The organism is Kribbella sp. NPDC051620 (genome assembly GCF_044453825.1).
Lineage (GTDB): Bacteria > Actinomycetota > Actinomycetes > Propionibacteriales > Kribbellaceae > Kribbella.
Genome location: NZ_JBITDB010000001.1, coordinates 924054 through 950275, shown reverse-complemented (window position 1 = coordinate 950275; position 26222 = coordinate 924054). Strand labels below are relative to the sequence as shown.

At 67.6% G+C, this 26222-nt stretch carries 21 protein-coding genes; 10 read left to right on the top strand and 11 right to left on the bottom strand.

All coding sequences use genetic code 11. The annotated features are described in order from the left end of the window. The first annotated feature begins 128 nt into the window (after positions 1 to 128). A complete protein-coding gene (locus ACIA12_RS04100) occupies positions 129 to 2234 on the top strand; it encodes a hypothetical protein (protein ID WP_396365328.1) in 2106 nt (701 codons plus the stop codon). A gap of 36 nt (positions 2235 to 2270) precedes the next feature. On the opposite strand, the gene ACIA12_RS04095 is transcribed toward ACIA12_RS04100, so the two are convergent. After that, a complete protein-coding gene (locus tag ACIA12_RS04095; protein WP_396365327.1) occupies positions 2271 to 3005 on the bottom strand; it encodes a biotin/lipoate A/B protein ligase family protein in 735 nt (244 codons plus the stop codon). A gap of 27 nt (positions 3006 to 3032) precedes the next feature. On the opposite strand from ACIA12_RS04095, the gene ACIA12_RS04090 reads away from it, so the two are divergent. Next, complete coding sequence (locus ACIA12_RS04090) at positions 3033 to 3791, top strand: alpha/beta fold hydrolase (protein ID WP_396365326.1); 759 nt, start codon at positions 3033 to 3035, stop codon at positions 3789 to 3791. Between the two features lie 31 nt (positions 3792 to 3822). Beyond that, positions 3823 to 4248 (top strand): hypothetical protein, encoded by a 426-nt coding sequence (locus ACIA12_RS04085; RefSeq protein ID WP_396365325.1) that lies wholly within the window; start codon positions 3823 to 3825, stop codon positions 4246 to 4248. On the opposite strand, the gene ACIA12_RS04080 is transcribed toward ACIA12_RS04085, so the two are convergent. Further along, entirely contained in the window at positions 4245 to 5225 is a 981-nt protein-coding gene (locus ACIA12_RS04080) for a methyltransferase (protein WP_396365324.1), read from the bottom strand. The genes ACIA12_RS04085 and ACIA12_RS04080 overlap by 4 nt on opposite strands. A gap of 50 nt (positions 5226 to 5275) precedes the next feature. After that, complete coding sequence (locus ACIA12_RS04075) at positions 5276 to 5932, bottom strand: transglycosylase SLT domain-containing protein (RefSeq protein ID WP_396365323.1); 657 nt, start codon at positions 5930 to 5932, stop codon at positions 5276 to 5278. Between the two features lie 111 nt (positions 5933 to 6043). Between ACIA12_RS04075 and ACIA12_RS04070 the strand changes: the two genes are divergently transcribed. Next, positions 6044 to 7393 carry a glycoside hydrolase family 27 protein gene (locus tag ACIA12_RS04070; protein ID WP_396365322.1) on the top strand — a complete coding sequence of 450 codons (1350 nt, stop codon included), beginning with the start codon at positions 6044 to 6046 and terminating at the stop codon, positions 7391 to 7393. A 7-nt stretch (positions 7394 to 7400) separates the two neighbouring features. Here the strand turns inward: ACIA12_RS04070 and ACIA12_RS04065 are convergent, their stop codons facing one another. Together ACIA12_RS04065 and ACIA12_RS04060 are read right to left on the bottom strand one after the other, a co-directional pair. Continuing rightward, the gene (locus tag ACIA12_RS04065) at positions 7401 to 7841 is read right to left on the bottom strand and encodes a cupin domain-containing protein (protein ID WP_396365321.1); all 441 of its coding nucleotides are present in this window, start codon (positions 7839 to 7841) and stop codon (positions 7401 to 7403) included. Positions 7842 to 7903: 62 nt separating this feature from the next. Further along, positions 7904 to 10240 (bottom strand): chitobiase/beta-hexosaminidase C-terminal domain-containing protein, encoded by a 2337-nt coding sequence (locus ACIA12_RS04060; RefSeq protein WP_396365320.1) that lies wholly within the window; start codon positions 10238 to 10240, stop codon positions 7904 to 7906. Positions 10241 to 10459: 219 nt separating this feature from the next. On the opposite strand from ACIA12_RS04060, the gene ACIA12_RS04055 reads away from it, so the two are divergent. Beyond that, positions 10460 to 12679 carry an NADP-dependent isocitrate dehydrogenase gene (locus ACIA12_RS04055; protein WP_396365319.1) on the top strand — a complete coding sequence of 740 codons (2220 nt, stop codon included), beginning with the start codon at positions 10460 to 10462 and terminating at the stop codon, positions 12677 to 12679. Positions 12680 to 12730: 51 nt separating this feature from the next. Here the strand turns inward: ACIA12_RS04055 and ACIA12_RS04050 are convergent, their stop codons facing one another. Further along, positions 12731 to 13303 (bottom strand): GNAT family N-acetyltransferase, encoded by a 573-nt coding sequence (locus tag ACIA12_RS04050; RefSeq protein WP_396365318.1) that lies wholly within the window; start codon positions 13301 to 13303, stop codon positions 12731 to 12733. Positions 13304 to 13735: 432 nt separating this feature from the next. Between ACIA12_RS04050 and ACIA12_RS04045 the strand changes: the two genes are divergently transcribed. Further along, a complete protein-coding gene (locus tag ACIA12_RS04045; protein WP_396365317.1) occupies positions 13736 to 14437 on the top strand; it encodes a hypothetical protein in 702 nt (233 codons plus the stop codon). Here ACIA12_RS04045 and ACIA12_RS04040 read toward each other — a convergent pair whose 3' ends face one another. Continuing rightward, complete coding sequence (locus tag ACIA12_RS04040; RefSeq protein WP_396365316.1) at positions 14438 to 16498, bottom strand: HelD family protein; 2061 nt, start codon at positions 16496 to 16498, stop codon at positions 14438 to 14440. It abuts the gene before it with no gap. 140 nt (positions 16499 to 16638) lie between these two features. Next, the gene (locus tag ACIA12_RS04035; protein WP_396365315.1) at positions 16639 to 17067 is read right to left on the bottom strand and encodes a hypothetical protein; all 429 of its coding nucleotides are present in this window, start codon (positions 17065 to 17067) and stop codon (positions 16639 to 16641) included. A 77-nt stretch (positions 17068 to 17144) separates the two neighbouring features. Here ACIA12_RS04035 and ACIA12_RS04030 point away from each other — a divergent pair, with 77 nt between their 5' ends. Further along, on the top strand, positions 17145 to 18509 hold the full coding sequence (locus ACIA12_RS04030; RefSeq protein ID WP_396365314.1) for an ABC transporter ATP-binding protein: 1365 nt from the start codon (positions 17145 to 17147) through the stop codon (positions 18507 to 18509). A 103-nt stretch (positions 18510 to 18612) separates the two neighbouring features. Here the strand turns inward: ACIA12_RS04030 and ACIA12_RS04025 are convergent, their stop codons facing one another. After that, positions 18613 to 19587 (bottom strand): LuxR C-terminal-related transcriptional regulator, encoded by a 975-nt coding sequence (locus ACIA12_RS04025; protein WP_396365313.1) that lies wholly within the window; start codon positions 19585 to 19587, stop codon positions 18613 to 18615. 121 nt (positions 19588 to 19708) lie between these two features. Between ACIA12_RS04025 and ACIA12_RS04020 the strand changes: the two genes are divergently transcribed. Next, complete coding sequence (locus tag ACIA12_RS04020; RefSeq protein WP_396365312.1) at positions 19709 to 20836, top strand: hypothetical protein; 1128 nt, start codon at positions 19709 to 19711, stop codon at positions 20834 to 20836. Then, on the top strand, positions 20833 to 22734 hold the full coding sequence (locus tag ACIA12_RS04015) for a putative Ig domain-containing protein (protein ID WP_396365311.1): 1902 nt from the start codon (positions 20833 to 20835) through the stop codon (positions 22732 to 22734). Before ACIA12_RS04020 ends, ACIA12_RS04015 begins: the two co-directional genes overlap by 4 nt. Here ACIA12_RS04015 and ACIA12_RS04010 read toward each other — a convergent pair. Then, entirely contained in the window at positions 22724 to 23407 is a 684-nt protein-coding gene (locus ACIA12_RS04010; protein ID WP_396365310.1) for a FadR/GntR family transcriptional regulator, read from the bottom strand. The genes ACIA12_RS04015 and ACIA12_RS04010 overlap by 11 nt on opposite strands. A 130-nt stretch (positions 23408 to 23537) precedes the next feature. Here ACIA12_RS04010 and ACIA12_RS04005 point away from each other — a divergent pair, with 130 nt between their 5' ends. Continuing rightward, positions 23538 to 24725 (top strand): MFS transporter, encoded by a 1188-nt coding sequence (locus ACIA12_RS04005; RefSeq protein WP_396365309.1) that lies wholly within the window; start codon positions 23538 to 23540, stop codon positions 24723 to 24725. Here ACIA12_RS04005 and ACIA12_RS04000 read toward each other — a convergent pair. Then, positions 24722 to 26191: an MFS transporter gene (locus tag ACIA12_RS04000; protein ID WP_396365308.1), complete on the bottom strand. Its 1470-nt coding sequence runs from the start codon at positions 26189 to 26191 to the stop codon at positions 24722 to 24724. The two genes, ACIA12_RS04005 and ACIA12_RS04000, sit on opposite strands and share 4 nt — an antisense overlap. Positions 26192 to 26222 lie beyond the last annotated feature (31 nt).

The window sequence follows — 26222 nt, the reverse complement described above, 5'->3', positions numbered from 1 at the left end:
TCATGCCTGGCTCAGGTGATGTCAAGATCCAGAGGCAGGATTATTCACGCCGTTAACTAATTGACCACTACTGGCGGTAACCCCTCCGGCGCTCCACGATGAAGCAAGCAATCTGTGGGGGGAACCACATGTCGCATCACAGCGCCCTGCTCAGCGCCTTGAGCGAAGAGGGCGAGCTCGTTCTCGGGCAGAACCTGCCGTTCTGGCGTCCGGCCCTGCGAGGCCGGGTATCGACGGACCTGGTGATCTCCGCCAACGAACTGCGAGCTCTCATCGTCGCCGCCGACCGGCCGGCCGGGCAACGGCGACTAGCCGTCCGCGGCGCAGTCATCGACGGCATCCTCGACCTGTCCGGAATCCAGGTGGACCTGCCGCTGGAATTCACCTGCTGCTGGTTCGCTGACGACTTCGACCTCCGGCACGCGAGGCTGCGCGGTCTTGACCTGACGGGTAGTGCGTTCAGCGGTCGGCTGCTGCTGACCGGCTGTGAGGTGGCGGCGAACCTCACCTTGACCGACGCGACGCTCGAGGGAAGAGGCGACGACGGCATCAGCTTGGTCGGCGACGGCCTCCGGGTGACGGACGACCTCAATCTCGATCGGAATTTCAGCTCGATCGGCGCGGTCCGGCTGACGGGCGGCCACATCAGCGGTGACCTGGTACTGGACGGCGCGAACCTCGCCGGCTTCGACCAGCACCGGATCAGCCTGTCCGCGGACGGGCTGCGGGTCGATGGCATCGCAAGTCTGTCGGACGGGTTCAGATCGGCGGGAACGGTTCGTTTGGTCGGGGCGAGCATCGGCGCTCAACTGAGAATGCGAACCGCGACCCTGAACGGCCGTGATGCCGACGGCTGCGCCTTGGTGGCCGACGGCCTCAGCGTCGGTCAGGACGCGAACCTCAGCCCGGGGTTGGTCACCGAAGGAGCGGTCCGGTTGATCGGCGCCACGATCGGCGGTCAGCTCAAGATGCAGGGAGCTGCTCTGCGGGGCGCGAACAGCGCAAGAATCAGCCTGCTCGGCGACCGTCTTCGGGTCGGCGACAACACCTACCTGAGCAAGGGTTTCAGCACCGACGGCGCCGTCAAGCTCATCGGCGCACGCCTGGGCGGACATCTGAGCATGACCGACGCGACGATCCATGGCTCGAACCCCAACGGCGTCAGCCTGATCGCGGACCGTCTTCGGGTCGACGACAACGTGTACTTCGGATCGCTCAACTGCGCGGGTGCGGTACAGCTCATGAGCGCGCAGGTCACCGGGAGCCTGTCGATGAGCGGAGCATCGATCAACGGCACCAACCGGCGCGGTGTCAGCATGGCCGCCGACCGGCTGCGAGTCGACAGCAGGGTGACCTTGGGGTTCACCACAGCCGGAGCGGTCCGGCTCGCAGGTGCGCGGATCGGTGGTCAGCTCATCCTGAGCGGCGCTCACCTCCGCGGGACCAATGCCGCCGGACAGAGTCTGATCGCCGATGGGCTGCACTGCGAACGAAAGCTCGTCCTGAAGAAGGACTTCTCGGCGGTCGGTCCCCTCAGCTTCGCGGGCGCGGAGATCCAGCATCTGGTCGTCGGCGACACCGCCGGCGAACTGCCGACACTTGGTGACGTGACCGGATGGACCGTCCAGGACGTGAGCGGCAGGATCCGTACCGATCGCACAGCCGCCGCAGCCTGGTTGTCGACCCAGCCGGCAGCGCAGCCCTGGCAGGCATTGGCAGCGGTCTACGACCGAAACGGTCAGCCGACCGACGCACGCTGGATCCGGTACAAGTCGGCAGTCCGTTCGACCAAAGGCACTGCCATGCCCATCTGGCTCGCCCGGCAGGCATACCGAGTGACCACCGGTCACGGTTACTACCCCCTGGTCGCCTTGTTCTGGTTGGCGCTCATCTTCATAGGGGCAACCACCATCGCCGCCACCTCCGCCGACCAGTTCACCACCCCGACCACCGCGGCCATCCGCACAGACCTGGCCACAAGGGGCCAGTCCCCCGTACCCGGCCGAGCGCCGGCCTCACAGTGCTCCCGCTCCACCTGGGACGTCCCCTGCCTGGACCCCCTGACCTACGGCCTCTCCACCGCCTTCCCAGTAATCGGCGCCACCAACACTTGGACCCCGTCGAGCAACGCCCAAGCACTAGCCATCACCTTCCACACCATGCGCCTCCTGTCCTGGATCTTCGCCGCCATCCTCCTAGCCGGCATAACCGGCCTCCTCCGCAAACAAACCTGACGGGATCCACACGATGACGTCACCAATGGAGCGGTGCTAGGCGCGGTGGTCGGTGGTCAGTGTTGCTGCCAGTTTGATGGTTGCGGCGCCGAGGGGGGTCGGTTGCTGTACGCCGTACGCGGTGGTGACTCGTTGCTCGAAGGTGTTCGGGTTGAAGGTGGGTAGTTCTGATGAGAGGGAGCCGACCGACGCGGCGTCGAAGGGGAGGTTCAGGTGGCGGTAGATGTCGGTCAGGAGGGGGCGGAGTTGGTCGTCGTCGCCGAGGATGATCAGGGTGCTGAAGAGCCAGGCGTTGCGGACTACGCGTTGGCCGGTGCCGACGAGTTTGACGGTGCCGCGGGCGTTGACGCTGTGGGCTCCCGGGCAGTATTCGCCGGGTACTGCGCCTACTCGGGCGTCGATGCCGGAGTCGCGGAGGATTTCGGCGTACAGGTTGCCGAAGTACTGGAACCGGCTCTCGAGGCCGTCGGGCGCGACTGGTTCGTGCTTGACGTGGTCGATGACGAGGGCTTGGGGCGTGTAGGCGACCGGGCGGCCGCCGACGGCGCGTACCAAGGGCTCGAATCCGGCTGCGCGGGCAGATCGCACGGCGGCGTCGAAGCCGGGGAGGCGGGTGTCGCGACGGCCGAAAACCACGACGGGGGCGGCCGGGCGGTAGATCCGGAGCGCCTCGCTCACCTCACCGGTGGACGCCTGCCGCACCAACGCGTGGGCGACGGCCAGCTCCATCGCCTCGTCGCCACCAGGCAACGCACCCGAGAAGAGCAGCACGGCGCCATCGTGCCATGGTTGGTTGCTGTGACGACCTATCGGGACCGCTATCCGCTGTCAACGCGAGAGGTTGACGGCGTCACCGTCCAGATCATCAGCCCGCCACCCGGCGTCGAGCCGGCGGGTGGGCTGCCGTGGGTTTGGCGGGCGGAGTTTCTCGGTGCTTTCGATGATGCCGATCGGGCGATGCTCGACGCGGGGTGGCATCTGGTCTACGTCGAGGTGCCCGATCGGTACGGCGACCCGGTGGCCATGGCCGCGTGGTGGGCGGCGTACCGGTGCTTGGTCGACGAGCTCGCCTTCGATCCGCGTCCCGCCCTGATCGCCCTCAGCCGAGGCGGCCTGTACGCGATCTCCTGGGCAGCCGCCCACCCAGACTGCGTCAGCGCCATCTACCTCGACAACGCCGTCTGCGACCTCCGCAGCTGGCCCGGCGGCCTCGGCGACGCGCCGTCCGCACCAGCCGAATGGCAACAAATGCTGAAGGTCTATGCCCTCGACCCCACCGACCTGGACGCCGTCGCCGCGATCAGCCCGATCAGCAAACTCGCCCCACTCGCCGCCGCCCGCATCCCCCTCCTGGTCGCCTACGGAGACGCCGACCGAGCAGTACCTGCCAACGAGAACTCCGTACCTCTCCTGGCCAACTACACCAACCTGGGCGGCCCTTCCCAAACAGTCATCCGCCCCGGCGCCGACCACCACCCCCACGGCATCGACCCGGCGGTAGTACGCGCCTTCTTCGAAGCAAGCCCGCTCATTTCCCAGAAACAGCAACCTCACTAGGTCAACCAGCCCGCCGGGCGCACCCTGAGGCATGAGTCAACTAGAGGTACTGAGCACCACGGAGTTGTCCACCCGCCGGCAGAACGTGCTGCGAGCCGGTTACGCGTTCATGGCAGTGGGACTGGTGATCGTCAAGTGGCCGGTCGTCATCCAGGAGGCCCGCTCTCTGCCCGTGATGGAAGGCGTCGTCGCCTGTCTGCTGACCGCGATGTCGCTGCTGGCGATCCTCGGCCTCCGGTACCCGGTCCAACTGCTCCCGATCCTGCTGTTCGAAGTGCTCTGGAAGCTCATCTGGCTGGTCGCGGTCGCGCTCCCCCATCTCCTCGCAGGCGACGTGGATGCGGACACCGGAAGCGTCCTGTTCAGTTGCTCCTTCATCGTCGTCGTCGTCGCCGTCATCCCGTGGCGGTACGTCTGGACGCACTACGCCAAGGCCCCCGGTGCGGCTTGGCGCTAACGGGCTTCGAGGATCGACATTCGGCTGGGGGTGTCGATGACGCGGGTCTGGTGGAGGCCGGCGGCGGCGAAGAGGGCGGCGTACTGGTCGGCGGTGCGTTCGCGGCCGCCGGGCATGACCAGCATGTTGATGTCGGAGAAGGCCGCCTGGGCTTCTTGGCCTGGACGGTCGAGGATTGTTTCGATGACCAGGACCGAGCCGCCCGGGTTGAGCGAGCGGGCGCAGACGCGGAGGATGTCGACGCAGCGGTCGTCGGGCCAGTCGTGCAGGATCGACTTGAGCAGGTAGCCGTCGGCGGGCGGGACCTCCTTGAAGAAGTCGCCGACGACCGCGGACCACCTCGACGCGACGGCCGGCGACACCGGCTCGGTGGCGACGACGTGCTGCTGGTCGAAGACCGTGCCGAGGAGCTGGTCGTTGGCTCGCAGTACCGCGTCCAGCACGATGCCCTTGCCGCCGCCGACGTCGACCACCGTCTGGAACCCCGAGAAGTCGTACGTGTTCGCGACCGCCGCCGCGATCTTCCAGCTGAGCGCGGTCATGTTGTCGTTGAAGATCTCGTTGTGCTCCGGCTGCCGCTGCCGATGCGTCCAGACGTCGACGCCGTGCAGCGCCTCGAAGGCGTTCTCGCCGGTACGAACGCTGTGCCCGAGATGACCCCAGGCCGCCCAGAGCGCGGGATCCTGCAGCGTCCGAGCGAGCGGCCGCAGCGTACCGGGCACGTCCGACCGCAACATCTCCCCGAGCTCGGTGTTGCTGACGGCGCCGTCAGCCTCCGCGTACACGCCGATCGCCACCAACGCCCGCATCAACCGGCCCAGCGTCTCTTCATCCGCCCCCGTCACGGCCGCCAGGTCCGCGACCGTCCGCGCCCCCTTCGCCAGCTCGTCCGACACCCCGAGCTCCGCCGCGACGCTCAGCGCCGCCGAGATCCGGTAGCCGGTGATCATCGATTCGATCCCACCCCTGGTATCCATGAATCAGATCATCCACCCGCGACGCCGTACCGGCACCCCTGAACTGCTGACTACTTGACGGCTTTCGCGGCCTTGTCCCAGTTTTCGTGGAGGTTGTCCAGGTAGGACTGCGCTTGGGCACCGGGCTTGGCGCCGGTCGCGAAGGCCCTCATGTTGCCTGCCCCCGTGTTGTAGCCCAGGGCAAGCAACTCGTCCTTGCTGAACTTTCCGCTCCGCCGATCGGGCAACCGCCGGGCGAGGTCATGCAGATGCCAGGCCGCGGCCTCGATCGCGAGGTCGGGATGATCGGGCAACTCTTCCCACTGCCGTTTGCCGAACCGACCACGCTTGGTGTCGTCGAAGGCGGCCCGGTGCATGTTGGCGATCCCGAACGCGGAGTCCTCCTTGAAGTGCTGCCACGACCGCTCCAGCTGCGGATCATGCGGCTTGTACGCCTCGTTGTACAAGATTGCCATCAGCAACTGACTGCTGATCCCGGCCCGCTTCGCGTACTTGCGAACCGGTACCGCGAACTCCGCCGGATCGTAGTCGTTGAACCAATCCGCCCGCGGCGACGGCCTTTGCGTAGGACTCGGCTTCGCCGGCTGAGGCGTGACCGAAACACTCGGCCGGGGAGCAGCCTCAGGTACCGGCGAATCGTCCCCACGCGCAGCCCACGCCGCCACCAGCACGGCACCGGCCACGAGCAACCACCAGCCCTTGCTCACCCACACCTCTCATCCCCAGCGGTACCGGTCCTTCGACCCTACCGAACCATAGCGAGCAGTGACGGTCTGGATTCTTGACGTGATTAAGTAACTGATCGTACGGTGCTTTGCATGCCTACCGCCCTCTTGTACCGCCGTGCGGTCGCGCTGGCGACCGCCCTTCCCGTCATCCTGGCCGCGACGCTGGTCTCCACCAGCGCGCCGGCCGCAGCCAAGAGCGACTTCAGCGTCAAGCCCTTCATGGGTTGGAGCAGCTGGAGTGTCCAGTCCTCCAGCAACCCCGACTACGGCACCAAGTGGCTCACCGAGGACCACATCAAGTCCGCGACGGACTCGATGGCCAAGAACCTCAAGCACGCCGGCTACACCAACATCAACCTCGACGCCGGCTGGAACGCCAACTGGAACTGGGAGTTCCGTACCGACGCCAACGGCATCCCCGAGGCCGATCCGGAGCGTTTCCCCAACGGCATCGCCAGCCTGGCCCGGTACGTCCACGGCAAGGGTCTGAAGATCGGCCTGTACGGCGGCGCCGGACTGCAGACCGCGATCTACGACAAGAACGCCCCGATCGTCGGCACCAACTGCACGACCCAGGACATCACCGTCTACCCGCTGACCAAGACCAACATGTGGGGCGGCGACTGGAAGATCGACTTCACCAAGCCCTGCGCGCAGGCGTACTTCAACTCGATCGCGAACAAGTTCGCCTCCTGGGGCGTCGACTTCGTCAAGGTCGACGGAGTCACCACCGACAACATCCCCGACATCGAGGCCTGGTCGAAGGCGATCGACCAGAGCGGCCGCAAGATGTGGCTGACCGCCAGCGCCTGGCCGGTACCACGTGACGCCGGCGAAGGCCTGCGACCGTGGGCGAACAGCGTCCGCGTCGACACCGATGTGGAGTGCTACTGCAACACCGTCGCCACCTGGACCAGCTCGGTCGACAACCGCTGGGAGGATCTGCCGAAGTGGCTCGACGTGGTCAAGCCGAACTACTGGCCGGACCTCGACTCGATGCCGATCAACAACAACACCGGCACCGGCATCCAGGACGGCATCACCGACACCGAACGGCAGAGCGTGATGACGTTCTGGTCGATGGCCTCGTCCCCCCTGTACGTCGGCGGCGACCTCGTCAACCTCGACCACACCGCCAAGTCCATCCTCACCAACCACGAGGTGATCGCCGTCGACCAGGCCGGCGTCATCCCGACCAAGCTCACCGACGGACCCCTGCAAACCTGGAAGAAGCCCCTCCCCGACGGCCGCCTCGCCGTAGCCGTCTACAACCTCAGCGACTCCCCCGCCGACATCACCGTCCCATGGAGCCGGCTCGGCATCCACGGCACCAGGAAGGTCCGCGACCTGGTGAGTCGCCAGGACCTCGGCAAGTCCAACAAGTCCTGGACAGCCAAGTCCGTACCGTCCCACGGCTCCCGCCTGATCACGCTGTCCTGACCAGCGGTCACGCCTTCTCCATCCCGAAGCGAGCCATCAACTCCCGTTCTTCGTCGGGGGTCGGTGGCTCGCCGCGGTTCCACAGCTCGTGGAGCTCAGCGAAGTACGCGTCCATGGCCGGCGTGTGGATCACCAGCAGGCGCGCCTCCGCGTCGCCACCGTTGCCGAAGGTGTGCGGCGTTCCCCGAGGGATCAGCACGAACCCCTCGGGGCCGACGGACAGTTCCTCGTCGCCGACCTGGATCGCGACCAGCCCGTCCAGGACGAAGTACGCCTCGGTGCAGTTCGTATGGCGGTGGGCCGGTGGTCGTCGCCCGCCAACCGGCAAGGTGCGCTCCATCAGCGACAGGTCGCCGTCGTCCTGACCGGCCAGCGCCTTGAAGAACATCCTGCTTCCGCGAGCCGTGTACTCCTGCTCCGACTCACCAGGTCCGAGAATCCGTACCACCGCCACAACCCCCTTCGTCGACCCGACGCCGGCCGGGCAACCTGCCCGGCCGGCCTCTTCGGTTAGGGGTAGCTCACCACATTGACCGGCACCGTGCCGGGTGGGGTGACTGCTCCGGTGTCGTTGATGACGTGGGTGATCACGCCTTGGTAGTTGAGGGAGACGGTGCAGAGACTGTGGAACCGGACGTTCGCGTTGTTGGGGACCTCGAAGGCGTTGTACGCGCTCACGGACGGGTTGACGTTGAAGAAGTTGTAGCTGCCCAACCCCCACGCCTCGTGCGACGTGACGTTGTCGCCGACCTTGTACGCCGGATAGCCCGCCTTCCCGCTCGGGCGGTTCCAGCTCGCCTGGTTCGGTACGTCGTACGGCATCTCGTTCTGGAAGAAGATCGTCTTGCCGCCCTGCCCGTTCCAGATCACCTGCGACTTCTGGTAGTGCTCGACGAACAGCCCGGTCGCCAGCACGTTGTTGCCGTTGACAAGCAACCCGGTGTCCGCCGTCGCCTGCGTCCACCCCCACGTGCCCGCGTTGCCGTGGTCGGCCCGCCAGGCCCAGATGTGGTCGATGATCACGTTGTTGCTGTTGACAACAAGACTCGTCGTCGCGTGTCCGGCGATCGAGCCGCCGATCCGGAAGAACACGTCCTGCAGCGTCGTCGGGTTCGCCGCGTGACCAGCCGAGGAACCCGCTGCGCCGACGGTCAGCAGTGCAGCCGAATTCGTCGTACCGGCGTCGAACAGCAGTCCCTTGATCCGTACGCCGTCCACGTCGGCGACCTGCATCGCGTTGACCCCACCATCAGGGATCAGCGTCGGGTAGCCGATCCCCAGTACGACGGTGTTGGCCCGCGTCACGTTGAGCGTCTGGTTGAGGTGGTACACGCCCGGCGTGAAGAACAGGTTGCAGCCGGCCGTCAGCGCCGAGTTGATCGACGACGCGGTGTCGCCCGCCTTCACCACATAGAACTGGCTCATCGGGATCGACGTCCCCGGCGTGGACCCGTTGGCCCAACTGGCACCCGAGGCGTTCGTCCGCAGCGACGGCGTGAAGACCCGGTACTTCCCAGCGCTGTCGATGTAGAGGTAGGGCACGTCCCGCGAGACCGGCGTCGTGGCGAGCGTCGTCTCAGGCGGGTTCGGGAAGGTGGTGGCGGGCGCTCCCGGCGTACCGGAGAACACCATGTTCCACACGCCACCGTCCCAGCTGCCGAGGTTGCTGTCCCGGGTGTACCACTGCTGCTGCGAGATCGACGCCGTCTGACCGGACACCTTCGTGTCGGCGATGTAGCCCCCGCTGGCGAAGCCGTAGCTGGCCGGGTAGAGCTGCAGGTTGCCGCGGATGTCCATCCGGCGGAACGGCGCCGCCTGCGCGACCGCCCAGCGGTTCGAGCCGCCGATCGGGTTCACGGCCATGTTCTCGGCGGACCGCCAGAAGTTCTGCAGCGCGACACCCTGGTCGGACGCGTTGAACGCATCGACCGTGATCGCGCCGTTGATCACGACGTCACCAGGATTCTGACCGAGGCCGGCGACCGACGTGTAGTAGCCGACGTCATCGTGAACGCTGTACGAGCCGGGCTTGAACAGATGCGCGACCCGGCGGTTCGCCATCTGCGCAGTCAGCGTGTCCTTCTGGTTGTTGAAGTCGGTGTCGAGCTGCGCCTGGATCGACGCGGCTGACATGCCCGGGTCGAAGATGCGCGTGTTCGGGCCGAAGTTGGGTACGTCGGGCTGGGTCGTGCACCCGGTCGGTACGGAACCGATCGTGTACGACGCGCTGCCGACCGCCGAGTTGGTGAGGCCGGACTTGATGCCGATCGCGTTGACCGTCCGGGTCGTCGGGACACTGATCGGTCCGGAGTACAAGGTCGAGGAGGCGGTCGGCGTGGAGCCGTCGATCGTGTAGCGGATCGTGGAGCCCGCGGTGGAGGTGGAGATCGTCACCGTCTGCGCGGAGGTGTAGTTGCCACCGGCCGGCGAGAAGGTCGGCGTCGCGACCGTCTGCGGCGGAGTGGTCCCACCATGCGTGTAGCTGAAGTGCGGAGTGTCGTACTGCGGTCCGCTCTTCTCGTACGTGAACCAGTAGTCGACGACAGTGCCGCTGGACAGCCCACTGACGGTCGTCCGCCAGGTGCCGCCGCTCAGTGTCATCCGGACGTTCTGCTGACCCTGTGCGGTGCCGGTGTAGTGCACATCGACGTACAGGGCCGCCGTGGTCGGGGTGAACGAGATCTGGGCCTGGGTCGCGTTCAGCGACGTGGCCGACTGGGTGTAGTCGTCGGCCGCCGTCGCCACGCCACCCACCAGGAGGGTCGAGCAGACGGCCAGGACGAGCGCGACGATGGCCGCGCGCCAGCGCATGCGGCGGCGGCGGGATCGGGCAGGGGTGGGTATCACGGAAGCACCTCCGGGGGCGGAAGAAGGCGAACTCCCGTGTGAGAGCGCTCACACGGATCTTGAAGGTAAACCGGATCGCGCCTCGGGGGAAGACCTCGGCGACCTTCCTGGTGAGCATCACCACTCCCCGCCGAACCCGGCCGCGCCGCCGACTAAGGTGGGGTTGCCTCCCCGGGGTGGCCCGAGGAGCGACATCGACGGAGCAGAGGACAGACGCGAGTGACTGAGTCGACCATCATCTACACCCATACGGACGAGGCCCCGGCCCTGGCGACGTACTCGTTCCTGCCGGTGATCCAGGCGTACGCCGCGCAGGCCGGTGTAGCCGTGGAGACCCGGGACATCTCGCTGGCCGGACGGATCATCGCCGTCTTCGGCGACTACCTGACCGAAGACCAGCGGACCCCGGACGCGCTCGCCGAGCTCGGCGCGCTGACCAAGACGCCGGGCGCGAACATCATCAAGCTGCCGAACGTGTCCGCCTCGGCCCCGCAGCTCAAGGCCGCGATCGCCGAGCTGCAATCGCAGGGCTACGCGCTCCCGGAGTACCCGGACGAGCCCAAGACCGACGAGGAGCGCGACATTCGCGCCCGCTACGACAGCACCAAGGGCTCGGCCGTGAACCCGGTCCTGCGCGAGGGCAACTCCGACCGCCGCGCGCCCGCCTCGGTGAAGAACTACGCCAAGACGCACCCGCACCGGATGGGCGCCTGGACCGCTGACTCGAAGACGAACGTCGCGACGATGGGTTCCGACGACTTCCGGTCGACCGAGACGTCGACCGTGATCGAGGCCGACGGAACGCTCAAGATCGAGTTCGTCGGCGCCGACGGCACCACGTCCGTACTGCGTGAGTCGATCCCCGTGCTGGCCGGCGAGGTCGTCGACTCCTCCGTCATGCACGTCGCCGCGCTGGACGAGTTCCTGACCGCGCAGATCGCCCGGGCGAAGGCCGAGGGCGTGCTCTTCTCGGTGCACCTCAAGGCCACCATGATGAAGGTGTCCGACCCGATCGTGTTCGGGCACGTCGTCCGCAGCTTCTTCCCGAAGACCTTCGCGCAGTACGGCGAGACGCTGGCCGCGGCCGGCCTGTCCGCCAACGACGGGCTCGGCGGGATCTACAACGGTCTGGCCGCGCTGCCGGACGGTGCCGCGATCAAGGCGTCCTTCGACGCCGAGCTGGCCGACGGCCCGGCGCTCGCGATGGTCGACTCCGACAAGGGCATCACCAACCTGCACGTGCCGTCCGACGTGATCGTCGACGCCTCGATGCCGGCCATGATCCGCAGCTCGGGCCACATGTGGGGCGCGGACGGCGAGGAGCACGACACGCTCGCGGTGCTGCCGGACAGCAGCTACGCCGGCATCTACCAGGTCGTCCTCGACGACTGCCGCGCGCACGGCGCCTTCGACCCGGCGACGATGGGCTCGGTCCCGAACGTCGGCCTGATGGCGCAGAAGGCCGAGGAGTACGGCAGCCACGACAAGACGTTCGAGCTGGCCGAGGCCGGCACGGTTCGCGTGGTCGATGCCGACGGCAACGTAGTACTGGAGCAGGAGGTCGCCGCCGGCGACATCTTCCGCGCCTGCCAGACCAAGGACGCGCCGATCCGCGACTGGGTCAAGCTGGCCGTCACCCGCGCCCGCGCCACCGGCGACCCGGCCGTCTTCTGGCTGGACGACACCCGCGCGCACGACGCGAAGCTGATCTCGAAGGTCACCTCCTACCTGACCGAGTACGACACCGAGGGCCTGGAGATCAAGATCCTGGCGCCGGTGGACGCGATCAAGTTCTCGCTCGAGCGGATCCGGCGCGGTGAGAACACCATCTCCGTCACCGGCAACGTGCTGCGCGACTACCTGACCGACCTGTTCCCGATCCTCGAGCTCGGTACCAGCGCCAAGATGCTGTCCGTCGTCCCGCTGATGGCCGGCGGCGGCCTGTTCGAGACCGGCGCGGGCGGCTCGGCGCCGAAGCACGTGCAGCAGCTGATCAAGGAGAACTACCTGCGCTGGGACAGCCTCGGCGAGTTCTTCGCCCTGGCCGCCAGCTTCGAACACCTCGCCCAGACCACCGGCAACGCCCGCGCCCAGGTCCTGGCCGACACCCTCGACCGCGCCACGGCGACCTTCCTCAACGAGGACAAGTCCCCCACCCGCCGAGTCGGCGGCATCGACAACCGCGGCAGCCACTTCTACCTGAGCCTGTACTGGGCCCAGGAACTGGCCAAGCAGACCGACGACGCCGACCTGGCCAAGTCCTTCACCCAGGTAGCCGAAACCCTGGCCACCAACGAGAAGACCATCGTCGACGAACTCATCGCAGTCCAGGGCAGCCCCGTCGACCTAGGCGGCTACTACCAGCCCGACCCGGCCAAGGCCGCAGCCATCATGCGCCCCTCGAAGACGTGGAACGACACCCTCGCAACACTCAGCTGACTCAAGGCAAAAGAACGGCGTCCGGTACTCCCGGACGCCGTTCTTTGTCGTTCACCGCAGGTCTAACCGCATCAGTACTCGTGGATGGCCGGCCAGCGTCGACTTCGTGTCCGCCACCTTCACGAAGCCTGCTCGTTCGAAGTTTTTGCGGATGCCGGCGTACGCCATCGTCAGGTCGACCTTGGCTTCGCCGCTGTCGAGCGGATACGCCTCGACGACCGGAGCGCCGTTCGTACGGGCGAACTCGACCGCACCGTCGATCAGCACCCGGGACAACCCACCGCCCCGGTGGCCGGGCCGCACCCGGATGCACCACAGAGACCATACCGGCAGATCATCGACGTGCTGGATCCTCGTGGTCCGCGCGAACGACGTCTCCGACCGAGGCGCGATCGCGGCCCACCCAACCGGCTCATCACCGTCATACGCGATGACCCCAGGCGCAGGCTCCTTACGACAGAGCTCAGCGACGTACTCCCCACGCTCCGGACCATGCAACTGGTTGTTCAGCTTCGACGGAATCCGGTGACTCAGACACCAGCACACGGTGGCATCAGGCCGCTTCGGTCCGATCAGGACCCGGACGTCCTCGAAGACCGAAGCAGGCCGTACCTCGATGCTCATTCACTCACGATGGCATACCACCGGCTCTGTGCAGGATCATGACCCTCATGGACAGCCTGGTCGTACAGACCGCCCTCGGACTCATCCTGGTCTTCGCAACCCTCTCCGCCGTGGTCTCGGTCGTCACCGAGGGAGCGGCCCGCTTCATGGGGCTGCGCGGCGAGTACCTGCTCCGCGGCATCCGCTCGCTGGTCGACGGCCAGAGCGACTTCAAACTGGGCTGGAAGGATCTGGTACGGCGTACCTCCGAAGCTCCCGTCACCACGCCGAACCAGCCTGAACCACCGGTCGGAACCAGTCCCCTGGTCACCCAGGTCATGACGCAGCCGATGGTCGCCCGCACCGCGGACAACGGAGTGGTGGCGACCAACGCGGGCAACGCCAAGCTGAGCGCCAAGGCCCGGCGCGAACTCCCGTCGTACGTCTCCGGCCGTGCCTTCGCCCAGGGCGTTCCTCGACGTCATCGTCCCCGACCTGTCCGGCGCCACCACCTTGGACCAGGTGAAGACCGAGATCAACGGCTGGCCGGCCGGCAACCCCTTGAAGAAGACCCTCCTCGGCCTCGTCGCCGAGGCCGAGGGCGACCTGACGGCGTTCCGGGTGAGTCTGGAGCAGTGGTACAACGACCACATGGACCGGGTGTCCGGCTGGTACAAACGCCACGTCCGCTGGATCTCGCTGGCTGTCGCCGCCGTGCTGGTGGTCCTCTTCAACGTCAACGCCATCGGCATCACCCGTTCGCTCTACACCGACGAGGCCCTCCGCGAAACGGTCGTCAGCCAGGCGGCCGCGAACTCCGCCGAGTGCACCACCAAGGACGCCGGCGACTGCCTGAGCGACCTCCGCAAAGAAATCCAGAAGACTCGAGCGGCCGGCCTCCCGCTCGGCTGGGGAACAGTCTCGGCCTGTACCGCCCCAGGAGCCACCTGCAACTGGCTCGAGAAGCGCGGCCTCGCCGACCCCGACCACGGCACCGGCACCGGCACCGGTCAAGACGTGCTGCTCGTACTCCTGGTCCTGCTCGGCTGGATCTTGATGATGATGGCAACCATCCCCGGCGCCCGGTTCTGGTTCGACGCCCTGTCCCGGCTGGGAAGCCTCCGCTCGACCGGCCCCAAACCATCCAGCAAGTAGCTAGCCCAAGGACTCGGGCAGCGGCGTTGCGTGGACGACCCGCAATGAACTGACGGCTCGGGTCAGGACGACGTAGAGGCGTTGGAGGCCGCGGGGCTCGGCTGCGACGATCTGGGCCGGTTCGGCGACTATGACCGAGTCGAACTCGAGTCCCTTGGCGAGGGTCGCCGGGACGCAGACGAGGCGGGTCGTGTCCATCTCTTCCTCGGTGGCGCCGAGTAGGGCGGGTTGGAGGCCGGCGCCGAGCAGAGCGTCGTACAGGCGGGTGACGTGGGCGTCGGCGGCGATGAGGGCGACGGAGCCTTCCGCGGTGAGGGCGGTTCGGCAGGATGCGATGAGGGTGTCGGTGAACGACTGCTCGTCGGTCTCGACGACGCTCAGGGCGTCGGCGACCGTACGGACACCGCTCGGCACACCGAGCGTCGGGGCGATCCGCGGCAGCAGCTTCGCGGCGAAGTCGATGATCTGTTCGGGGACGCGGAATCCCCGGTCGAGCTCGGCGACGATGGCGTCGGACTTCTCGAGGTGACCGAGTACTTGCGCCCAGGAGCCCGCTGCCCAAGGAGTGGTGGCCTGCGCGAGGTCGCCGAGCACGGTGGCCGAGCCGGTGCGGCACCTTCGGGACAGCGCGCGAAGCTGCATGGCCGAGAGGTCCTGAGCCTCGTCGAGGACGAGGTGGCCGAGCGAGCCGGAGTTGCGCTCGATCAGGTCGTTGAGCTCGTCGAGCAGCAGCGTGTCGGCAGCCGACCACTTCGCCGACTTCCACGAGCGGGCCGGCTTCTTCCACAGCAACGCGGCGCACTCGTCCGCGGTGAAGTCCGAACACTGCGACAGGAAATCCGCGTCGGAGAGCAGCCGATGCAGAACCTGCTCCGGTACGACCTTGGGCCAGACCGCGTCGAGCAACGCCTTCACCGGCTTCGACCGGGCCACCGCGTTCTGCACGCGATCGTCCGGCGACTCCCCTCGCCGCTCCATCTGGACCAGTACCGCGTGCGCAACCCGCTGCGCCAGCGCGTCCCGCCCCGGCGCGTACCGAGTCGACTCCCGCAGCGCGGAGACGATCTCCGCCAGCTCGTAGTCATGCACCCGATACCGCTGGGATCCCTTGCTGTAAAGGACTCCCTCGGCCGGTACGCCGATGTGCGACCACAGTGCGCGTCGCAGTACCAGCGCCATCCGCGCATCGCTCTTCAGCCGCGCCGCCTCGGCGTCGTCGACCGCCGTGGCCGGCTGGCTGATCAGCTCGTCGATGGTGATCTGCCGTACGTCGACCTCACCCAGCGCGGGCAGGACCTTGCGGATGTAGGACAGGAACGACCGGTTCGGCCCCACGATCACAACGCCACCACGGCTCAACCGTTCGCGCTCGGTGTAGAGCAGGTACGCGACGCGGTGCAGCCCGACAGCCGTCTTGCCGGTACCTGGCGCACCCTGCACGCAGACGCTTGGATGCAGCGGCGCCCGCACCAGATCGTCCTGCTCAGGCTGGATCGTCGCCACGATGTCACGCATCGGCCCGGTCCGTGGCCGCTCGATCTCGGCCCGCAGGAACGCATCGGCCTGGTCGGTCTCAACGGCCCCGATCAGCGACTCGTCCTCGAACCCGGTCAGCTCCGCATGATCGGAGAACCCGTACCGCCGCCGCAGCACCAGCCGCTGCCGATCGCTCCGGGTCGCCCGATAGAACGGCACCGACACCGGCGCCCGCCAGTCGATGACCAGCGGCACCCCACTCCCGTCATGGACGTGCCGGCGCCCGATGTGGATCTGGTCCAGGTCCTCGATGGTCCCGGCCTCGTAGTCGAGCAGCCCGAAGAACAGCGGTACGTCCGGCAGGTCGAGCAGCGCCTGCGTCCGCATCTTCTTCGCCCGCTCGTTCGCCTCGTTGGTGAACCGCTCGTCGTTGTCCTCGCCGCCGATCAGCGGGACGTCGCGCCCCTCGACCTCCTGGTGCATGCGAGCCAGCGCGGCCTTGGCCTCGGCCAGGAAGGCGCGCTCGGCCTCGAGTTCGGCGGTGGCGTTGGAAGTGGAGGCAGGTTCGACTGTGGTTTCGCCCATGACAAGGAGCCTCGAATCATCGAATCGGACTGGGTCGCGCTCAGTTGATCCCGCCCCGGAGGCCGTCCGGTTCGATTCGATCCACCATCAAAAAGACAGGCCGGGGACGTTACCAACCGGCCGGGTCAGCTGCAACTCAATTACTCCGGGTCCTCGATCTCCGCCAGCCGCAGCTCCAGCAACTGTTTGAGCGGCAGCGACTCGCCGTCGCGTGCGCCCTGGCCGATGATGATCGGTGGGTCGGACGGCTGCACCTGTACTCCGAGCAGCCTGGCCTTCACACTCGGCTGCATTCCCAGGATGTAGAAGTTGCCCTCGGCATCGACCCCTAACGAGTGGTTGCGGCGGAGGTACCAGCCGGTCACATCGGTTCGGTAGCTGGCGCCCGATCCGACCACCGGCGCCCGCAGTGGTTGGGGTTCGATTCCCAGCGAATGCATCTTCGCGACGAACTCCGCCAGCAACTTACGGGCCTGCGCAGTCTCGTTGTCCTTGCGGTGCTGGAGTGCGGCGGCTTGGGCTGCAGCAGCCTCTCGGCGGGCCTCTCGCCAGGTCTGCGGATCGTCCATCATGCAAGCGTATGCGCGGAGGTATGGACAACCTTCGCGCGGGGCTGTGTACTCACCTCACCCCAACGGAGGTGGTGATGACAGCAATCCGGCTGGACTCGGTTTCGAAGACCTATGACGGCAAGTATCCCGCCGTGAACGACGTGTCACTGAACGTCGCGGACGGCGAGTTCATGGTGTTGCTCGGACCGTCCGGATGCGGCAAGACGACCCTGCTGCGGATGATCGCGGGGCTGGAGGAGATGAGCGCGGGCGAGGTCTGGTTCGGCCGGACGCTGGCCACCGACCTGTCGCCGAAAGATCGCGGTGTCGCACTGGTTTTCCAGAACGGCGCGCTCTACCCGAACCGGACCGCGCGGGAGAACATCATGTTCCCGTTGCGGATGGCCGGCGACGACGTGACCGAGGCGAGCACGAAGGCGGCCGGGCTGGCCCGGATCCTGCGGATCGAGGGCGCCCTGGACCGGTTGCCGAGAACATTGTCCGGCGGCCAGCGTCAGCGCGTCGCAATCGGCCGGGCAATCGTCCGGCAGCCGCAGATCTTCCTGATGGACGAGCCGTTGTCGAATCTCGACGCGACCCTGCGGACCGAGTTGCGGCAGGAGATCGGCGCGATGGCCCGCGATCTCAACGTCACCACGGTGTACGTCACCCACGATCAGATCGAGGCGCTCACCCTGGCGGACCGGATCACGGTGATGCGCGACGGGCGGATCGAGGACGTCGGTACTCCCGATCAGGTCTTCAACGATCCCGCGACCGCCTTCGCCGCCGGCTTCCTGGGCAGTCCGCGGATCAACCTGATGTCGGCCGTCGTCCGGGTCACCGCGCACCACCGGGTCAGCCTCGACTTCGGCGCCCAGTCCATCCAGCTGCCGCCGATCGACCGCCGTTCGCTGATCCTGAGCAGCCACGACGGCGCCAAGGTGATCGTCGGCGCCCGCTCCGACGCCTTCACCGTCGCCGCGGCCGGCGGCGGCGAACCGGGCCACCTCTCCGGGAAGCTGCGGACCCTCGAATTCCACGGCAACCAATGGATCGCGTTCATCGAGTGCGGCGTCGAGATGCTCAACCCCGACCTGGTCGGCGTGGCCGCCCGCCCCCGTACGCCGAAGCGCCTCGCCTTCGCCGACGGTGGACCGAGGACGCGGCATGCGGCTCCGCACATGTCCGGCCTCACCTCCCGCCTGTCGGGCTGGCGTTCCAGGGCGAAGACCCGGCTGGGCCGCATCGAAGCGTCGTCCATCGAGCCCGAGCCGACCGCCGCCGCGACCCACCGACGCGCCGACCTGGTCCTGGAGATCGACCCGAACGCCGGCCTGAAGACCGGCTCCAAGGTCCACCTCGCCGTCGATACCGCCCGCCTCCACATCTTCGACGAATCCGGCCGCCGGGTAGACCGCGTCACCCGCGAACCGGAGACCCACACCCGCACCCGCTAACCGCCAGCGCTGGCCGGCGGGGTGCTAGCCGCGGGCGCCGTCCAGTGCGCGCTGACCGCAGGCGCTGCTGCACGCGTTGACCCGCGGGCGCTGACCGTGGCCGCTAGTGCCAGCCGTGGCGGGCGGCTTGGAGTCCTGCCTGGAAGCGACTCGTCGCGCCCAGCTGCTCCTGTACCTGCGCGATCCGCCGCCGCAGCGTCCGCCCGCTGATCCCGAGCTGGCGGGCGATCGCCTCGTCCTTCATCCCACTGGCCAGCAGATTGATCAGCGAAGCCGCCGGATCGACAGCATCCGACTCCGTCAACCGCAGCGGCGTCGCCTGACCCCACAACTGGTCGAACAACACCTGCAGCGCATTGGTCAGCACCGAGTCCGTGACCACCACCGCGCGCGCCTGAGCAGGCGGCGTCTGACTCCCGGACGACTCATCGCCCGCCAACGGCAGGATCGCGGTGGTGCCGTCGACGATCAGCAGCTTCAAGGGCACCTGAGGTAGTACCCGCGCCTGTTCACCCCGCTCCGCCATCGACGTCAGATGCGCCACCCAGGCCGGATGGTCCAGTACTTCGGAAGCGTAGATCGACCGGAATCGCACCCCGCGATCCAGCAGCGCCAACTCGGCCCTCGACACCTGATGGCTGCCGTCGGCAACGTAGGGCGGCGTGTCCGTCCCCACCGCCTGCTCGGTTGCCCCACGCAACATGTCCTCGATCCGCGCCTCGATCGCCTCCCGGCCGACCGCGATCTCGATCAGCCGGCTCGGCTCGGCCCGCAACTGTCCCGCGCTGAACTCCCGCGCCAGCTGATCGGTCATCGCCGCGACCCCGTCGAGCGCCGCCCGCCGCTCCCGCACCAGCATCCCGACTCCGGACCGCGGATCCACCGGCGCCGGCGCTTCCTCCGACCCGCCGCGCACCAACCCCAATCCCACCAGCCGAGCCACCGCAGCCTCAACCGTTGCCACCGGCACCCCGAGCGCCTCCCCATGCTGCGCGACCGCCACCCCCGGCTCCCGCAACAACTGCCGATACAGATCCGCGTCGAACCCGCTCAACCCCACCGCTTCCCAGTCAGCCACTGCGTCAGCCTAGGGTCCCTTCAGATGGCCACAATCGGCGGTTGGCCGGAATGGGCGCCCAACAGGTCCCGGCAAGGCTTAGCGTGTGCGATGGCAGCCGTCTAGGTCCGAGGAGTGAACAGTGCGTCTGTATGTTGGCCGTTCCGCGATAGCCCTGGCTGGGGCCGTCGCGACCGCGTTACTGGTGAGCTCGGGAGCGACCGTGGCGACCGCGCAACAGCCCGCGCCCCCGAAGTTCGCGCCGCAGTCCATCGTCTGGCCGACCGCGAAGGACGGCTACCTGCTCGGCAGTTGCGGCAACGCGAGCTGCCTCGCCGAAGTACAGGCGACTCACGATGGCGGCAAGACGTGGGCGACGGCGGGCAAGACGCACAACCCGCTCGCGATGAGCGGTGAGCCGGGGCTGACGAGCCTGCAGTTCGCCAGCGCGACGTTCGGCTGGGCCTACGATCCGTACCTCGAAGTCACCAAGGACAGCGGCAAAACCTGGACGAAGGTCCAGGTGCCGGGTGGCGACGCCAAGGTCCTGCAGTTGCTTGCGGCACCTGACGGCACCTACGTCGTGACTTCTGGTTGTGCGATCGGGACCGGTATCTGCGACGACAGGCCGCTCAAGGTCTGGCGCGCGCCCGCCGGGAAGTCCACCGGCTGGCAGCAGGTCAAGGTGACCGTGGCTGCTGACGACAACGTCCTCTTCGCAGCCGATGCCCACGGACCGACGGTTTACTTGCTCACGGCATCTTTCACCGCCCCCAACCGGCTCAGCACTCTGCGCGACGGCAAGGTCCGGTCGACCAGCACGCTCACCTGCGCTGACGCGGAGGACGCGATCGTCACCGACCTCGCGACCAACGGGCCGAACCGGATCTTCGCCCTCTGCATCGCTCACTACGGTCGCGGCCAGTCGGAGAAGACCGTCATGGTCTCCGGTGACGGCGGCAAGTCCTTCCGGTACGACGCTGTGCCCGGCACCCTCGGGCTGGGCAGCCAACTCGCCGTCAACGCGGACGGCGCGGTCATGCTCACCACCGTCACCGCGAGCCTGGTCTACAACCGCCCGGCACTCACCAAGTCCTGGCGCTACGACCAGAGCTGGCTGGAGAACAGCGAACACATCCACGACCTCGTCTGGCAGTCGGCGACCACCGCCTGGCTGGTCGAACGCGACGCGGCCTACACCCCCGACACCCAACTCTGGGTGACCCGCGATGCCGGCAAGACCTGGCAGAAGTCTGGAGTACACCAGTGACCGCCCTGCGCCGGTTGGCGATTCCCCTGGCCCTGCTGCTGGTCGGCGGTACGAGCATGGTCGCGTCGGCCGACGTCCGTGAGTCCCCGAAGGTCGTGGCCAGTTGCGACCAGAAGGTCGAGCCCGGCTACTTCACCTGCTTCGCGCAACGACGTGCCGACCTCGGTTCCCGCGCTCGCGCCGCCGCCGCACCGCAGGGCTACGGCCCTACAGACTTGGCAGCGGCGTACAAGTTGCCGAGTGCAACAGCCGGCAAGGGTCAGCGCGTCTACATCGTCGACGCCTATGACGACCCGACGGCCGAATCCGACCTGGCCGTCTACCGCAAGCAGTTCGGACTACCGGCCTGCACTACGGACAACGGCTGTTTCCAGAAGCTGAACCAGAACGGCATACCCAGCCCACTTCCGGCTCCGTCGTCATCCTGGTCGGGCGAGATCTCACTGGACCTCGACATGGTCTCGGCCGTCTGCCCGAACTGCGGCATCACCCTGATCGAGGCCGACTCCCCGACCAACGACCTGCTCGCCGCGGTCAAGACCGCTGAGAACCTCGGCGCCAAGTTCGTCTCCCTGAGCTGGGGCGGCCCCGAGTCGGGCAACCTGCCAGAGCTCGACAAGCAGTACTTCAACACCAGCGGCATCGTCTACGCCGCCTCGACCGGTGACTACGACTACGAGGCCGGTACGTCCTACCCGGCAAGCTCGGCAGCGACCACGGCCATCGGCGGTACGACGCTGACCAAGACCGACTCCGGTCGCGGCTGGGCCGAAACCGTCTGGAACAACGAACCCGGCCACGGCACCGGCTCCGGTTGCTCGGCCGAGATCACCAAACCGACTTGGCAATCAGTCATCCCAGCGGCCACCTGCCCCAAGCGCGCGATCGCCGACATCTCCGCAGTCGCCGACCCCGCGACAGGCGTAGCCGTCTACCAGACCACCGGCGGCGACGGCTGGGCCGTGTACGGCGGCACCAGCGCGGCCGCACCGATCATCGCCTCGACCTATGCCCTGGCCGGCGACCCATCCCCCACCTCGCACCCGGCCAGCTACCCGTACGGCAGTACCGCAGACCTCAATGATGTTGTCGAAGGCAACAACGGCGAGTGCAAGCCGGCCCCACTCTGTACCGCGCAAGCCGGCTGGGACGGCCCGACCGGCCTCGGTACGCCGAACCGCCTGCAGGCACTCACCTCGCCGACCAAGGCAAACCGCGTCACCGTCAACACCCCGGCCCAGCAATTCAGCGCCGTCGGCACTCCGGTCGTACTCCACGTCCGGGCGACCGACTCGGCAGGAGGCCGGGTCCGGCTGACCGCCACGGACCTCCCCGACGGCCTGCGTCTCAACGCCATCACCGGTCTCATCTACGGCGTACCGAGCATGCCGGGCACGCACTCGACGACGGTCACCGCGACCGACTCGACCGGCGCGCGCGGCAACACGGTGATCAGCTGGGTGGTGAGTACTCGCAAGGATGCTGTCGTCAACGGCGCCTTCGAGGCTGGTACCGGTGGCTGGACGCAGTCGGCGGACGTGATTCGTGAGGACGGGCAGTACAGCAACGACGGTCTCGGCTACGCGATGCTGGGCGGCTACGGCGCGGTCCAGTCGGACGCGTTGAGCCAGCGGGTCGTCGTACCGGCCACTGGCCGACCGCAACTGCGCTTTGCCGCACGGGTCAGCGGTGGCGACAAGGCTGACTCCCTCAAACTGACCGTCGACGGCAAGGCAGTCCGCACCCTGACCGGCGCTCAGTCCGGATCACGGTACGTCGCCCAGTCGATCGACCTCACGGCGTACCGGGGCCGCCCAGTCACCCTGACCTGGACAACCACCGAAAACGACACCATTCCGACTACGTTCCTCCTGGACGACATCACTATCAGTCGCTGACGGCTGATTGTTTGACGGAGTCGATCAGCGCGTACGACGCCTGCGCGGCGAGCTCGGGATCTCCCTCCCGGATCGCGGCCACCAGGTTGTGGTGGGCATCGCGCACACGCGGGTCCTCGGGGATCGTCGCCGTCTCGTGGATCGACTCAGTCAGCACCTCGGCGACAGCGTCGTACAGGCGAAGTAGCAACGGGTTGCCACTCGCCTCGACGATGCCGCGATGGAAGGACGCATCCGCGGCCACGTAGCCCTCTAGGTCGCCGGTCTCATGTGCACTCCGCCGCGCGACGAGCGCGGCCTCCATTGCGGCGAGGCTCTGCTCGGTGTAATGCAGTGCCGCCAGACGAGCGGCCGCACCCTCGATGCCGGCGCGTGCGTCGAGGACATGCGTCAACGTCGCCGACAACTCGTCGCGGACCAGTACGCCGCTGATCTCATTGGTCGCGCGGACGTAGGTGCCGTCGCCGACCCGCGGCTCGAGCAGCCCGGTCAGACTGAGTGATCGCAGTGCCTCACGCACTGTCCCGCGGCTCACGCCCAGCTCTCCGGCCAACTGGTTCTCCCCCGGGATCTTCGCCCCGACCGGCCACGCGCCGGCCTCGATCAGCGCCCGGAACTGCTCTGAGACCTGCATCACCAACGGGGCCTGCCGTACCGGTCCACTCAATGCCATGGTTAGAGTGTAAATGTCGGACATTTGATCGGTCGAGCCAGTGAGGTACAGGTCGTGGCAGTGACATCGTGGCGGTGACACAGGCGTCGGGCGAGCCAACGCTGCAGCGAGCCGATCACCGAGAACAGCCGTGGCTGTGACAGCCGGAGCGGCGACCGCGCGGCGAAGCTCCTTGATCGCCGCGAGCGTCTTCCTGGTCGCCCTGTGCCTGCGCCCCGCCATCACCGCCGTCGGCCCGTTGCTGCCGCAGATCGGCCTGGACGAAGGACTCGGCGAAGGCGCGCTGGGAGTGCTCGGCGCGCTTCCACTCGTGGCGTTCGGGCTGGCCTCTCCCCTGGTACATCGCCTCTCGAAATGGCTCGGGATGGAGCGCGCGGTCTTCGTCTCACTGCTGGTACTCGCAGCCGGCAGCGTCCTCCGGTCGTACACCGGAGCCGTCGGCCTATGGCTCGGCACCCTGGTGATCGGCGCCTCGATCGCGGTCGGCAACGTGCTCGTACCGGTCCTGATCAAGCGTGACTACGCCGGGCACGTGTCCCGCGCGATGAGCGTGTACACGGCCTTCATCACCGGCGGCGCCGCACTCGCGTCGGCGATTGCCGTACCGGTCGCCGCCGGCTCGAACTGGCGCCTCGCCCTGGCAATCTGGGGCGGACTCGCCCTGGCGGCCGCCTTGATCCGGATCCCAGCGAACGCGAACTCCACCCCGCTCGCCCTGGACGCAGCTACCGACAGACCCCTGGTGAGCGTCTGGCGGCAGCCGATGGCCTGGCTGGTCACCGCCTACATGGGCCTGCAGTCGACGAGCTTCTACGTGTTCGTCACCTGGCTGCCCACGATCGAGATCTCGCACGGCTTCTCGGAGCAGGCCGCCGGCATCCACCTGTTCCTCTTCCAAGGCTTCGGCTTGGTCGGCGGCCTCTGCATCCCCTGGCTGATGCGCAATCCGGCCAGCCAGCGCGCCGGCGCCGTCACCGCCAGCGTCCCGATCGTCGTCGCGCTCCTCGGCCTGCTCCTGGCGCCGAAGCTTGTCGTCGCCTGGGCGATCATCGGCGGCCTGGGCCAAGGTGCCGCCCTGGTAGCGGCCCTCTCCCTGATCAGCATCCGAGGCCGCAGCCACCACGAGACCACCCAACTCTCCGGCATGGCCCAATCCATCGGTTACCTCCTGGCCGCCACCGGCCCCGCCCTGGCCGGCTACCTGACAGAGCTGACCAACACCTGGACCACCACCCTCATAGTCTTCACGGCCCTCTCCACCCTCCAAATCCTCATCGGCGCAGCCGCCGGCCGCGACACCCGCCAACCAGTTGCCTAAGGCACCTTGTGCTCGGCGAGGTCGGGTGTTGTGGTTGGGCGCAGGATGATGGCGGCGAGTAGTACGGCTCCGAGTAATAGGACCGCGCCCAGTGTCATGCCGAGGGCATAGCCGTCGTTGAGCGCCTCCGCCGTGGCAACTCCGCCGGTACGCCGGTGCGCGGCGGTACCGAGTGCCGCCAACCCGAGCGACGCCCCGATCTGGCGAGAACTGGCCAGCAGCCCCGACGCAGTACCCGATTCGTGAGCCGGAACCCCTGCCGTCGCAAGCGAAACGACCTGGCCGAGACAGATACCGAAGCCGATGCTCGTGATGATCGACGGCCCCAGGAAGTCCGCCTGGAACGACCCATCGGCACTGATCAGCCCGAACCAGGCGAACCCGGCCGCCGTCAGCAGGCCACCGACCACCAGCAGCGCCCTCGGACTGAACCGGTAGCCGAGCTTGATGGCCAGCACAGCCCCGACGACCACCCCGAAAGCGAACGGCAGGAACTCGACGCCGGTCCGGGCCGGACCAGTCCCGAGCACTCGCTGGAGATAGAGCGACGCGAAGTAGAACGACGACGCCATCGCGGCACCGAGCAGAAGGTTGTAGGCGTTGGCCCCCGTGACAGCGCGGTTGGCGAACAGCCCGAGCCGGATCAGCGGATCGCGAGTAGTCGTCCGCTCGACGTAGACGAAAGCAGCCAGCAAAGCCACGGCGATCGCCAGCGTCGTGAGCGTGGCCGCAGAGCCCCACGCATGCCGGTCAGTGCGCACGACACCGAAGACCAGCAGGACCATGCCCGCCGTGGCGAGGAGCGCACCCAACACATCCGGTCGACCGCGGTCTCCGGAGCCGGCATCAGACCGTACGCTGCGCCAAGCCATCAGCAGCGCGCCGGCTGCCATCGGCACGTTCACGAACATCAACCAGCGCCAGCTCGCGTACTCCGTGAGCAGTCCGCCGATCAACACCCCCAACGCGCCACCGGCCGCGTTCGTGGCGCTCCACACGCCGAAGGCACGGACGCGCTCCTTGCCGCTGGGGAAGGTCGAGGTCAGGAGCGACAACGCGGCCGGCGCCAGCGCTGCGGCACCGACTCCCTGCGCGGCGCGGGCGGCGACCAATTGACCGGCCTCCTGTGCGAATCCGCCGGTCAATGAAGCCAGGCCGAACAACGCCAGGCCGAATAGCAGGATGCGCTTGCGGCCGTACCGGTCGGCGAGTTTGCCGCCGAGCAGCAGCAGGCCGCCGAAGGTGAGGGCGTAGGCGTGGATCACCCAGGTCAGGCCGACTTCGCTGAAGCCGAGGGCGGCGCCGATCTGTGGCAGGCCGAGATTCACGACCGACAGGTCCAGCGACACCATGAACTGCACGACCGCCACCGCGGCGAGGATCACCCCCGGCCGGGCGTCTCGGGCCGGCGGCTCTCCGCGCAGCGACTTTTCGGTGGGCGACTTTTCGAACGTGTTTCGGAACATGTTCCGAAAGTAGCATGCGCGGATCCGGCCG

What these genes read in the sequence shown, in the direction of transcription:
- ACIA12_RS04030 (WP_396365314.1), top strand. Translation starts at nt 17,145, where the DNA reads ATGACAGCAATCCGGCTGGACTCGGTTTCGAAGACCTATGACGGCAAG.
- ACIA12_RS04085 (WP_396365325.1), top strand. Translation starts at nt 3,823, where the DNA reads ATGAGTCAACTAGAGGTACTGAGCACCACGGAGTTGTCCACCCGCCGG.
- ACIA12_RS04040 (WP_396365316.1), bottom strand. Translation starts at nt 16,498, where the DNA reads ATGGGCGAAACCACAGTCGAACCTGCCTCCACTTCCAACGCCACCGCC.
- ACIA12_RS04050 (WP_396365318.1), bottom strand. Translation starts at nt 13,303, where the DNA reads ATGAGCATCGAGGTACGGCCTGCTTCGGTCTTCGAGGACGTCCGGGTC.
- ACIA12_RS04100 (WP_396365328.1), top strand. Translation starts at nt 129, where the DNA reads ATGTCGCATCACAGCGCCCTGCTCAGCGCCTTGAGCGAAGAGGGCGAG.
- ACIA12_RS04035 (WP_396365315.1), bottom strand. Translation starts at nt 17,067, where the DNA reads ATGGACGATCCGCAGACCTGGCGAGAGGCCCGCCGAGAGGCTGCTGCA.
- ACIA12_RS04070 (WP_396365322.1), top strand. Translation starts at nt 6,044, where the DNA reads ATGCCTACCGCCCTCTTGTACCGCCGTGCGGTCGCGCTGGCGACCGCC.
- ACIA12_RS04080 (WP_396365324.1), bottom strand. Translation starts at nt 5,225, where the DNA reads ATGGATACCAGGGGTGGGATCGAATCGATGATCACCGGCTACCGGATC.
- ACIA12_RS04000 (WP_396365308.1), bottom strand. Translation starts at nt 26,191, where the DNA reads ATGTTCCGAAACACGTTCGAAAAGTCGCCCACCGAAAAGTCGCTGCGC.
- ACIA12_RS04010 (WP_396365310.1), bottom strand. Translation starts at nt 23,407, where the DNA reads ATGGCATTGAGTGGACCGGTACGGCAGGCCCCGTTGGTGATGCAGGTC.